Raw genomic sequence first — 12,189 nt, 5'->3', positions numbered from 1 at the left:
ACTATTAAATTAGTTTAGCTGTTTTAAATAATTTTTACCGCCAAGGTTATTCATTTGATTACGAATCCATTGCGCTTTTTTTTGTATATGATTATTAGGGTTAGCTGGATTCCATTTTCTAGGGTTAGGTAATGTAGCAGCGAGTAGACTTGCTTGATAAGGCGTTAACTTGTTAGCACTTACTTGAAAATAGTATTGCGAAGCTGCTTCTATACCAAAGATTCCCTCTCCCCACTCAACACTGTTTAGATAAATTTCAAGCGTTCGTCGTTTAGACCAGAGTAACTCAATTTCAAGAGTAAACAAGGATTCAAAACCTTTACGAATCCAACTACGCGAAGGCCATAAAAAAATATTTTTTGCTACTTGTTGACTAATAGTACTGGCACCACGAATTTTTTTATTATTTCGATTATGCTGTAGAGCAAGATCAATTGCTTTAAAATCAAATCCCCAATGATTAGCAAACTTTTGATCTTCAGCAGCGATAACCGCTATTTTTATATGATCTGATATTTGATTCCAATCTTTCCATGTCCGTTGTTGAGTAATATTCCAATGAGTGAGTTTTCTCTCTACCATTAACATAGAACCAAAAGGAGCAACCCATCTTAATAAAAGAACAATTAAAAAAGATAACAGTATAAATCCAATTATCATTTTTTTTGTAATGTTAAAAACTCTTTTTAATAAAGATTTCATGCTTATTCAGATAAAATAAAAAATTAGTGAAATAAGATACGATATATTATTATTTAAATAAATAAATTTTTCTAAACGCAACTATTTAATGAAAATAGCAGAATAAATAAAAAGATAGTGCTGAGATAATTACGGTATAGCATTTTATGGTGTGGAATATTAAAATTTTTCGGATTTAATTTCCTTGGGTTTGGATCCTAAAAAAGATAGTTAATTTTTTAAAATTGTTAAAATTTGTTTGAATCATCTAAAAAATTCATTAAAACTTATAAATTATTGCACTGTTAAAAAAATCTACTAAAATAGTATAAATAACAACTAAAGGAGGGGGGCTATTTTGGATTATTTATATGTAATTTTTCTCAGTATATGCTTGGTTTATTTGTCTTCATTCCGTAGAGGCGGATTTGGAGATAAACGTCCTAAAAAAGTTCCAGGCATTGTTATTTTTCTTTATATCGTTGTAAGTTTCCTCTTTATTGATGAAATGCTTGATATACTTCCTCGAACAGGATGTACCCAAATTATAAATTAGAATCATAATTTTGTTCATACAATAGTATGAACTTTCGATTAACTTTCTAACTGATAGCATCGCTCTAGAGGGTAACAATTTCAGAAATTTAAAATTATTTTAATTAAAATTTTTAATATAGAAATTGTTAACTTTAGCCACGGTTAAGCAAATGGGATTGATCAAGTTATCCGCTAATAAACAATTTGATTGCCAATTTATAGAATTGTTTCGTGAATCAAATGGTTATTTAAGTAGCTTAATTAATAATATATGTTATCTAACCTATTAGATTATCAAATAAATCCAGCTATTCTTGATAAAGAAAAAAATAATGATCGTATTTTATTGCCTGATAATCGAAATGTACTTTTTTAGATTTTTTAAAACTAAATAAATAATCAGAGTTTTGTAAAAGCCCAAATGTTATAGATAATAAATAGTACATTTGGGTTTATTGTTTATATGAGTATAAGCCATTAGTCTGCGTAAATTATGCACAAAATTGGTGATACCTTTATGTCTTGGCTGTTTAATTTGATTTTAATTCAAAATAACTTTTTATAAATTCGGCTATCTGGCTCGGTTCATTGATATTAAGTTTTGGTAAATTAGTCTCTATTGGTTTATCACAGGCAATAGCGACAGTAAAATTATCTATAAAAAGAGGTTTTTGATTTGCGCTTCGGTGGCACATAATTTTAGGAATAGTTTCATCTTTAAATCCCTCAACTAATATAATATCGACATCTGAAAAGTGATTAATTAATGTCTGTATATCAACAGGTTTATCAGGTGTTTCATGAATTAACGCATAACGATTATTACATGCCACGATAGTTTGTAATGATCCAGCTTTATGCAATTTATAACTATCTTTCCCTGGTATATCAAATTCAATATCGTGATGGGCATGTTTTAACGTGGCGACTTTAAATCCTTGCTCAACAAGCAGTGCAATAACTTTTGTTAACAGTGTTGTTTTACCACTGCCGCTATACCCTGTGATTCCAATTATTTTTTTATCATTCATAGACTATGAACTCTAACATGTTATATTAAAGATAAATATTACATCATTTTATACAAGATTAAAGGTAATGATATGTACGATTTTTTAAATGATTATAATCAAACCGTGCATCCAAATTTATTAAAAGAATTTGTTGATATTAATAATAAAAAGTTGAGCGGTTATGGATTAGATGAATGTTGTAATGATGCAATAAATAGCATTAAGAAAATATTAAAATCACCGAATGCCGATGTCCATTTTATGGCAGGTGGAACCATTACCAATTTGACTACGATTTCACATATTTTAAAACCTTATCAGGCAGTTATTGCTGCTGAAACTGGTCATATCAATGTTCATGAAACAGGTGCGATTGAAGCGACAGGGCACAAAGTTGTTACAGTCAAAACTGAAGATGGAAAATTAACACCAGAATTAATTAAACCTGTTTTAGATTATCATTGTGATGAACATATGGTGCAACCTAAACTTGTCTACATTTCAAACACTACCGAATTAGGTACTCTATATACGAAGCAAGAGTTAAAAAAACTGTATCAATTTTGTCAAAAACATCATCTTTATCTTTATTTAGATGGTGCTCGTCTAGCAATGGCCTTGGCGGCAAAAGATAACGATATTACTTTTCCTGATTTGGCTAAATACACTGACGCATTTTATATTGGCGGTACTAAAGTTGGCGCCTTTGCGGGTGAGGCATTGATATTTAATAATCTTTCAATTAATCATGATTTCCGTTTCAATATGAAACAAAAAGGAGCAATACTAGCAAAGAGTTGGATTATAGCTGTACAGTTTAAAGCGTTAATGGAAAATAATCTTTATATTTCGCTTGGTAAGCATAGCAATGATATGGCTGAAAAACTCAAAAATTTGTTTGAGAATGAAGGATTAACATTTGCAGCTAAACCACAATCCAATCAACTGTTTGTTAATTTTCCTAATCAACTTGCCAAAAAAATTATTTCACTGTATGCCCTAGATAATTTAGGCCAAACTGATCCAAGTCATATTGGCTTACGTTTTTGTACTTCATGGGCAACACAAGAAGTAGAAATAGAGAATTTTGCTAAACAGTTAAAGGCGCTACTTAGAAAATAATAATATATTTTTATAAATATATTTGCACGGCTATATAATATAAATTGAAAATATCGCCAACCGATCTGAAAAAAAGGTTAATGTTTGAAAATTACCTCTAGCTTTTAAGATTTTTAATTTATGTTTGAGTTATAAAAGATTATGTTTAATTTTGCACTATATAAACCAACTAAATATGGTTTAATAATAATTACTTGAATGAAATGTTAGCTCTTTCCAGCATTTCTAGAGTATTAATATTAGTAAAGCCTAAAGGATTTTCACTAAAATCAACAGCGATAGCATTAATTTGCTTAAGAAACAGCATAAGCTTACGATCTCCGTTGTCTAAATATTTTTTTAGTTGGGGGATGATATTTTTATGGATCAATAAAATAGTAGGGTGATCATTTTCTCCATCGAAAGGGTAAATCGCTTGATGGGTTGCTGTAAATTTTGCTAAACGATCGATAAGATCTTCAGGTAAAAAAGGCGTATCACAGCTCACAAATAAATTCCAATCTGTTGTACTTCTTAATAAGCCACTATAAATCCCTGATAAAGGTCCTAAAAATCCTTTTAAATCATCACAAAAAACAAAATAGCCTAATGAACTATATAGATCTGCATGTCGATTACAATTAATCATAACCAAATTGACTTGAGGTTTAATACGATCAATGACATGTTGATAAAGCGGTTTTCCTGCTAACAACATTAAACCTTTATCCTTACCATTCATACGGTTACTTTGCCCACCGGCTAAAATAATTGCAGTAATTGACAGTTTTCGCATAAATTATTTCTCTTTTACATTGCCAAAAAACAAAATAGCATTACTATATAGCAAAGTTATTTTTTAGTCGCAAATAACCTATATCAGCAGTTTATGATATCTTTCTAAATGCACTATTTAAATTTAAAGTCGAGTATATAATAGAGACCTTTTAATATATAGATAGTAAAGTAAAGATTAACATAAAGGTTTATATTATCACTTTCAACTTAGTTGAATATTTAATAAGGTAGTTATTATGAAATGTCATCGTATAGATGAGTTAATAGAGTTATTACAACCAGCATGGGAAGCAGATTCAGATCTGAATTTATTGCAACTTTTAGATAAATTGGGTAAAGAAGCTGGTTTTGACGGTGACCTAAAAGATTTGAGTGATGAAGTGCTAATTTATCATTTAAAAATGCGTAACTCAGATAAAAATGAAGCAATACCTGGGTTAAAAAAAGATTATGAAGATGATTTTAAAACCGCATTGTTAAAAGCCCGCGGAATTATTAAAGAATAAGGAGAATGAATTAAATGAAAAAAACGCTTATTGCTATGGGTGTATTGTTATTTTCGGTAAATTGTTTTGCGGATGATTCTTCGACAAATGCAATATCAAATACATCCCAAATCACTGCAACAACACAAGCACCAATTGAAGAGGGTAAACAATATATTGTATTACCAACTTATCCATCACCTGAAAAAGAAGTCATTGAATTCTTCTCGTTTAATTGTCCTAGTTGTTTTCGATTCGAAACAAAATATCATGGTACGAACCTTATAGCTAAAGCTTTACCAGAAGAGATGAAAGTTAAACGTTATCACTTATTGGACTTTGGATCGCTGGCTATGGAATTATCTGAAGCATGGGCGATAGCTAACGTTCTTGGCATAGAAGATAAAGCATCGGAAGCACTTTATAATGCAGTACAAAAAGATAGAACAATAAAAACGGCTGATGATATTAAGATAGTATTTGCAAAATTAGGCGTTGATGAGGAAACTTATGAAAAAACTAAAAATAGTTTCTTAGTAAAAGCATTTATGGCTCAACAAGCTGACGCTATTAAAGAAATGCAACCGTCATCTATTCCTTCTATTATTGTTAATCGTAAATTTTATATTAATTCTTCTGGTTTAGATACATCAAACGATGATGCTTATATAGCTGATTATGTTAGAGTTGCAAATTTTTTAGCTAGTTTAGATCCTAATGTTAAAGTTGACGCAAAAAAGAAAAAATAATTAAAGGATATGAGTGTTAATAGTCGATATAGAATAAAAGATTATTAAAAGACTCAAGTTTTAGTAAGTATTTAAAGCCTTTACGTGAAGAAATTCAGTAAAGGCTTTTTTGTAACTATTAAAGTTACTCTCGTTCTAAAGCATAAATTGGATCGAGCTTTGCAGCACGTTTGGCAGGAAAATAACCAAAAATAATACCAATGATACTTGAGCAACTAAATGCCGCAACAATAGCTATGGATGAAAAACTCATAGCAAAAGATGTAACTAACACATTAAAAATAAATCCAACAACAAATGACAGTAAAATGCCTATTATTCCACCGGTTAAACATACTAATACTGCTTCAATTAAGAACTGTTGCAAAATGTCACTTGAGCGTGCTCCAACTGCCATACGAACACCGATCTCTCGTGTTCTTTCGGTGACTGAAACGAGCATGATATTCATTACACCAATACCGCCAACAATAAGTGAAATTAATGCAATGGTTGACACTAATAGCGTCAAGACCCAAGCTGAAGAATTTATTGTTTCACGCACATTGTCTGAATTAAAAATGAAAAAATCTTTAGTGCCATGCCTTTGTAACATAATTCGATTAACGGCTTGCTCTGCAATCGACAAATCAATATTATCATTAATGCGCACAGTAATGCTTCTTAATGGAGTTTGCCCAACCATACGATTGATAACAGTCGTATAAGGTAACCAAACATTTAGACTCTCATTACTACCAAATCCTTGCTGTTGCCTTGTAGCAACTCCAATAATTTTAACTGGTAGCTGACCGACCATTAAAATTTTTCCGATTGGATCTTCATTTGCAAATAATCGCTTTACTGTGTTTTCATCGATTACGGCATCTTGTGCCGAATTATCAATGCTAGTTTGATTAAAAGAGACACCTTGTGTAATATCATAACCACGAACAGCAAAAAATTGCTCACCGACACCGTTAACAGTCCCTGTTACTGCTAGATTATTAATTCTGAAATAAACACTGGTTGATAGGTTAGGAGTAGTACTATGGACAAAACTTTGCTGAGCTAAAAAATCAGCATCCGATGAGCGTAAAGTTGTAATTTTATCTGCATTACGATCACCAAAACCATTACCAGCATAAATTTCTAATGTACTTGTCCCCATAGAATTAATATTTGATAAGATTTTTTGTTTTGTTCCTTGTCCTAATGCCACCATTGAAACTACAGAAGCGATACCGATAATAATACCTAACATCGTTAAAAAGGTACGTAATCGCTGCGAAAACATTGATAAAATTGCCATTTTGAAAGCATCACGAAAACGATAATATTTTGCTCGAAAATTATCTTGAGTTTTAGCTTGCTCAATTTGTTTAACTTGGCGATTGTCGTTAATTTCCGATTGATAATTAGGATTGATTGAGTCTGAAATAATATTGCCATCACTAATTTCAATGATTCGCTGTGCGCTTTGGGCAATATTTGCATCATGAGTGACAATAATAACTGTATGACCTTGACTGTGCAGTTCGCGTAATATCGCCATAACTTCTAGGCCACTTTTACGATCAAGTGCACCAGTTGGCTCATCGGCTAAGATGATTTGTCCTCCATTAATTAGAGCACGACCAATACTAACACGTTGCTGTTGTCCACCTGATAACTGATTAGGTTTATTGTGAATTTTATCCGCTAGCCCTAAACGAGTTAAAATTTCGGTAGCACGTTTTTGCCTCTCTTCATCATTGACACCAGCATAGATTGCTGGAATTTCAACATTCCCTTGAGCAGTTAATGCATTTAACAGATGATAGCGTTGAAAAATAAAACCAAAATGTTCACGACGTAGTTCAGCCAATTCATCAGGCGACAATTTACTGGTAATTCGACCACTTATAGAATAAGTACCTGTAGTCGGTTTGTCTAAGCATCCTAAAATATTCATTAAGGTAGATTTACCGGAACCCGATGCACCAATAATTGCCACCATTTCCCCAGCGTTAATTGTTAAATTTATACTTTTAAGAACTTGTATGGTTGAATCCCCTGCAGGGAATTCACGAACAATATTTTCAAGCTTAATTAGAGGTGTGTTTTTGTTTGCCATAATTAGAATCGCATCCTTGGCCCTTTTGCATTACTACTTAGTGATGCACCATTAGTGCTACTAACTATAACGGTATCCCCTTCTTTAATACCTGATTTTATTTCGACATTTATATTATTATTAATGCCTACTATAACTTCCCGTTCTTCAATCTCGTTACTTTTATTTAATAGATAAACAATGGCTTTATTGTCTCCTAGATTTTTTTGGAGAGCTTGAGATGGAATAGTCAATACATCTTTTGCTGAAGATAATACAATATAGACTTGTGCTGTCATGGATATACGTAAAATACGATCTGGATTATCAACATCAAATAACCCATTATAGTAGATAGCACTTTTCGTTGTTGATGAACTTGAACTTGTTGTCGTTTCGGTATTAATTGAATCTGGAGCTGGTTCAATTGCGCGTAATGTTAAACCATCAAAACGCTTATTGGGTAGACCTAAAATTGTAAAATAGACTGGCATACCTTTTTTAACATTAATGACATCGGCTTCCGAAATTTGAGCTTCAATTGTCATTTTATCAAGTTGAGCAACTTTTACGATGGTAGGTGCACTTTGTACTGAGTTAACGGTTTGACCTTGATCAACGGGAATTGCCACAATCACACCATCAATCGGCGAACGAATTTTGGTATAACCTAAATTAACTTTGGCGGTATCTACAGCGACTTGAGCATTTACAATATCTGCATCAAGGGCTGCAATATCGGCTTTAATTGCATCAAGATCAGCTTTTGCTGCATCTAAATCTGATTGAATACCAACGCCTTTATTAACCAATTTTAATTGGCGCTCATAGGTTAACTGGTAGTTTACCAATTTTGCTTTTTTAGATTTGCGTTGCGCTTCAAAACTATTAAGAGATGCTTCGGATTGCTTTAGATCATTATTTTGTTTTAGATCGTCAATCTCGGCAATCATATCACCTTGTTTAACTTCGTCGCCTAATTCAACATAAAGCTTTTTGATTTGTCCTGAAACCTGAGCCCCAACGCTTACTTGTTTAAAAGCGCTAATTGTACCGTCTGCTAGAACTGATTTTTCAATGTTACCTTTGGTAACGGGAGAAGTAATATAATTAACAGTTGTTTCTGTTGGAAATATAATTAATTTCGCAATAAAGAAAATTACGAAAATAATGATTGCTATTACTATATATTTAATTTTAATGAACTTTAACAATCTTTTCATCCTTTAAATTTGTTATTATTGTAGTATTACATATTTTATCGCAATAATTTAAACGATATTAATAATTATTCCTAATAAACTGTAATGAATATGAAAATAAATAAAACGCTATAAAATAAAAAGTAATCTAGTTTATCTTTTTCTTAAAAAATTAATAATAGAAAGATGTTATTGAATTTATAGAAAAAAACAGATTATTCTAGTAATATGTAGCCACTAATCCTAATTTATACATGTAATTAGATAAAAACAGTATACATAAGTCTTTTTGAAAATGCGTATTTTATTTTCTATTGCACTGTTTTTTATTAATAAATTAATAGCAATCTATTTAAAAAGTATCCTTGTGTGGAGCTCAATAAATGTCTTTTCAAAAACAACAATCCACGTTAGATAATGCCTTAACTTTGCTTGAAATAATTAGCCATTATTCTTCTGGAATATCTTTGGCAGAAATCGTTAAACTAAGTCGGATGGCAAAAACAACAGTATTTAGAATTTTAGACATATTAAAAAAAAGACAATATCTCTGCTATGATGCCTCCACTGAAAAATATTTTTTAGATGTAAAAGCTTTTGAGTTAGGCGTCAAAGGATTGATGAATATATCTTTAGTGGGTATATCAATTCCTTTTTTAAAAAAACTTGCTGCAAAGCTTAATGAAACCTGCTTTTTAGCGGTCTATCATGATGGCAGTGTTATCTATTTGTATAAAGCCGAAGGTGAACTTGCTGTTAAAACCAACTCACATATTGGTAGTCGAATGCCAGTATATTGTACTGGACTGGGTAAATCATTATTAGCTTATCAACCGTTAGTTGAAATTAATAAAGTTTTAAGTCGTCCACTAGTTCAATTCACAAGTAAAACCATTGTTGACCGAGAAGCCATCCATAATAGCTTAGCAAAGGTGTGTATTGATGGTTATTCTATGGATGATGAAGAAGTTGAAGAAGGCTTAACGTGTATTGCTGTACCAATCTTTATTAAGCAAAATAAAGTAGTAGGGGCAATAAGTGTTGCTGGATCTTCTTTTAGAATTATTCAGAAAAAAGAACTTATCATTAGTGAATTAAAAAGTATCTCATCATCTATATCGGTTGAACTAAAAAAGAAGAATTAACTTTATCTAAATGTTGAATTCATTTTATCTATTTTTTAAAGGTTTAAAACCATGATCCAAAAAGAGACAACTTCAGCAATAGATAAAGCCATTGCTGTTTTAGATGTAATTAGTAATTGTGCAGCAGGTGTAACAATTACTGAAATAATTGAAGCCACTAAACTTAATAAAATTATAATAAAGAAGATTCTAAACACATTGCTTGATCGTGAATATGTTTTTTTAGATGAAAAATCAGGTAAATATACTCTAGGTTTTAAATCGTTAGAGCTTGGAATATCCAGTCTTGTCAATGTTAATATTGTCGATATAGCGATTCCGCATGTTAAATCGCTTTCAAATACAATCAATGAAACCTGTTTTTTAGGGGTTTATAATAGTGGTAATGTAGTCTATCTATATAAGAGTGAAGGTAACAATGCTATTCATACTAGTTCCAATTTAGGTCATATGCGACCGGCATATTGCACAGGGTTAGGTAGAATATTACTTGCTCATCAATCACAAGACGAGATTGAACGCATTTTACAATCATCATTACCACAATATACACAAAAAACCATAACCGATTCACAGCAACTCAATAAACTTTTAGCTAAAGTTCGTCGTGAAAATATCGCTTATGATTGGGAAGAAGTTGAAGAAGGTCTTGTTTGTGTTGCTTCTGGCATATTTAATTATAGTAACGAGGTTGTAGCAGCTTTAAGTATTGCTGGTCCTAGCCATCGAATGCATAATCAAATTGAAAAATGCGCCTCTTTATTAAAAGAGACGACAAATTTGATTTCTAAACGACTAGGGTATATTTCGACATAACATTTAGATTAAAATAATTTTTAATTTCTGATTAAATAGATATTAAATTACTCATTGCTTCACAAGGTATGATTGCACCACGATATTGAATAACTGTTGCTGCTAAATCATGTCCTTGCTTAATTGCCGCCTTAATTGAACCACCGAGTAACCTAATTGATAAATACCCTGCACTAAATGAGTCTCCAGCAGCCGTTGTATCAACAATTTTTTGCTTAGCAATAATATTTGCTGGAACTTCTACACGATCATTTGTTGTCGCTACAATACAACTTTCACTTCCTCTTTTAATAATGATCTCATTTACGCCCAATTTACGACTACGAACAATACTATCTTCATAATTATCATTTCCCCATAGCAGATATTCATCTTCTTGGGTTAAAAATGCGATATCGGTATAGGATAGAATTTTAGAATAGACGTTTTGAGCGTACTCCTGACTACGCCATAATCGTGGGCGATAATTATTATCAAAAATAACTTTACCACCGTTAGCTTTGAATGTTTCTAACAATTCAATGAGCTTATCTATACTGTATTCATCTAAAATAGCAATACTAATACCGCTTAAATAAATGTAATCAAATTTAGTTATTGTTTCACATATTTGCTGTGTTTGTTCAGTCTGTAACCAAAATTTTGCTGCAGCATCGTTTCGCCAATAATAGAAAGATCGTTCACCATGGCTATCGGTAACAATGGCATATAATCCAGGCATTTTATTATCCATTTGTTGAATAAGATTGGTTTTAATGTTTTCCTTTTGCCATTGATTCAACATTTCTTGGCTAAATGGATCAACGCCAAGACCCGTTACATAGTAAATTGCTGCTTGATTGTCAGTAAATAACCGAGACAAATAAACTGAAGTATTTAACGTATCTCCACCAAAGCCTCTTGTCGTTATCTTATCTTTAATTGAGAGTTCAATCATGCACTCACCAATTACTGCTATATTTATGGTCATTACTTGTCCTTATCAGATATTATTTGTAATTGAAATTAAGTAATTAGATCCCATTTGGCATTATTTCCACCATAAATGGTCAACTAATCTAGGCTGACTTTAACGACCACTTTACGAATTTTTTCAGTTTTCCCACCGACAATACAAAGAGGTTTATGTACTTCATATGGGTAAAAAATTACAAAATCTTTTGGTTGTAATACAAACATGGTTTCTTCTATTGGCGCTTTCACAAAGGCAATATCCCCATTGATTAGCTTATCTTCAATTATTTCGCTATGAGGGGGTAAAGTTGATACAGCCATGCCTTCTTGACCGGATAATACAATTTGAATATCAATGTATTTAGCATGATATTCATATTTACCTTCTTCTTGAGTTCGGGATAACGTTTCTGAAACCATGTAAAAAACTTTATCACCATCAATTGAATACCGACCATTTTCGGTATTGTCATTTATCTGTTGTTTTACTAATTCTATTGCATGTTTTAATTTTTGAGGTAAATAAGGGGTTAAATCCAAATGTTCAATATTGCCAATAATCATTGTGATCTCCTTGAAAAGTTAATTATTGGCTGTAACAGCTAGCCAATAATTAAGCCAAAATACATGTAAA

12 protein-coding genes are annotated in these 12,189 nt (G+C 31.6%); 5 read left to right on the top strand and 7 right to left on the bottom strand.

Translation table 11 applies throughout. From position 1 onward, the window contains the following. Positions 1-9: 9 nt before the first annotated feature. Positions 10-702 carry a monofunctional biosynthetic peptidoglycan transglycosylase gene (gene mtgA / locus AC5LW9_RS01070; RefSeq protein WP_198236365.1) on the bottom strand — a complete coding sequence of 231 codons (693 nt, stop codon included), beginning with the start codon at positions 700-702 and terminating at the stop codon, positions 10-12. A 1,046-nt stretch (positions 703-1,748) separates the two neighbouring features. Then, on the bottom strand, positions 1,749-2,249 hold the full coding sequence (gene mobB / locus AC5LW9_RS01065) for a molybdopterin-guanine dinucleotide biosynthesis protein B (protein WP_198227724.1): 501 nt from the start codon (positions 2,247-2,249) through the stop codon (positions 1,749-1,751). Between the two features lie 72 nt (positions 2,250-2,321). Between mobB and AC5LW9_RS01060 the strand changes: the two genes are divergently transcribed. Further along, positions 2,322-3,353, top strand: a complete 1,032-nt coding sequence (locus AC5LW9_RS01060; RefSeq protein ID WP_493456156.1) for a threonine aldolase family protein — start codon at positions 2,322-2,324, stop codon at positions 3,351-3,353. Between the two features lie 190 nt (positions 3,354-3,543). Here AC5LW9_RS01060 and mobA read toward each other — a convergent pair whose 3' ends face one another. Further along, positions 3,544-4,128 carry a molybdenum cofactor guanylyltransferase MobA gene (mobA, locus tag AC5LW9_RS01055; RefSeq protein ID WP_198227720.1) on the bottom strand — a complete coding sequence of 195 codons (585 nt, stop codon included), beginning with the start codon at positions 4,126-4,128 and terminating at the stop codon, positions 3,544-3,546. Positions 4,129-4,366: 238 nt separating this feature from the next. Between mobA and AC5LW9_RS01050 the strand changes: the two genes are divergently transcribed. Continuing rightward, on the top strand, positions 4,367-4,636 hold the full coding sequence (locus tag AC5LW9_RS01050) for a YihD family protein (protein ID WP_198227718.1): 270 nt from the start codon (positions 4,367-4,369) through the stop codon (positions 4,634-4,636). A gap of 14 nt (positions 4,637-4,650) precedes the next feature. After that, entirely contained in the window at positions 4,651-5,364 is a 714-nt protein-coding gene (locus tag AC5LW9_RS01045) for a DsbA family protein (protein WP_198236366.1), read from the top strand. Positions 5,365-5,488: 124 nt separating this feature from the next. Here the strand turns inward: AC5LW9_RS01045 and AC5LW9_RS01040 are convergent, their stop codons facing one another. Together AC5LW9_RS01040 and AC5LW9_RS01035 are read right to left on the bottom strand one after the other, a co-directional pair. Further along, positions 5,489-7,459 carry a MacB family efflux pump subunit gene (locus AC5LW9_RS01040; protein WP_493456155.1) on the bottom strand — a complete coding sequence of 657 codons (1,971 nt, stop codon included), beginning with the start codon at positions 7,457-7,459 and terminating at the stop codon, positions 5,489-5,491. Between the two features lie 2 nt (positions 7,460-7,461). Then, positions 7,462-8,661: an efflux RND transporter periplasmic adaptor subunit gene (locus AC5LW9_RS01035; RefSeq protein ID WP_493456154.1), complete on the bottom strand. Its 1,200-nt coding sequence runs from the start codon at positions 8,659-8,661 to the stop codon at positions 7,462-7,464. Between the two features lie 362 nt (positions 8,662-9,023). On the opposite strand from AC5LW9_RS01035, the gene AC5LW9_RS01030 reads away from it, so the two are divergent. Continuing rightward, positions 9,024-9,785, top strand: a complete 762-nt coding sequence (locus AC5LW9_RS01030; protein ID WP_086327064.1) for an IclR family transcriptional regulator — start codon at positions 9,024-9,026, stop codon at positions 9,783-9,785. A 51-nt stretch (positions 9,786-9,836) separates the two neighbouring features. Continuing rightward, the gene (locus AC5LW9_RS01025; RefSeq protein WP_493456153.1) at positions 9,837-10,601 is read left to right on the top strand and encodes an IclR family transcriptional regulator; all 765 of its coding nucleotides are present in this window, start codon (positions 9,837-9,839) and stop codon (positions 10,599-10,601) included. 31 nt (positions 10,602-10,632) lie between these two features. Here the strand turns inward: AC5LW9_RS01025 and kdgK are convergent, their stop codons facing one another. Together kdgK and AC5LW9_RS01015 are read right to left on the bottom strand one after the other, a co-directional pair. After that, entirely contained in the window at positions 10,633-11,571 is a 939-nt protein-coding gene (kdgK, locus tag AC5LW9_RS01020; protein WP_334320485.1) for a 2-dehydro-3-deoxygluconokinase, read from the bottom strand. An 83-nt stretch (positions 11,572-11,654) separates the two neighbouring features. Beyond that, a complete protein-coding gene (locus AC5LW9_RS01015) occupies positions 11,655-12,119 on the bottom strand; it encodes a NanQ anomerase/TabA/YiaL family protein (protein WP_065738175.1) in 465 nt (154 codons plus the stop codon). Positions 12,120-12,189 lie beyond the last annotated feature (70 nt).

The organism is Gilliamella sp. LMG 34360 (genome assembly GCF_984568995.1).
The sequence above is the reverse complement of the archived record's forward strand: the minus strand, read 5'-3'. Positions and strand labels throughout refer to the sequence as shown.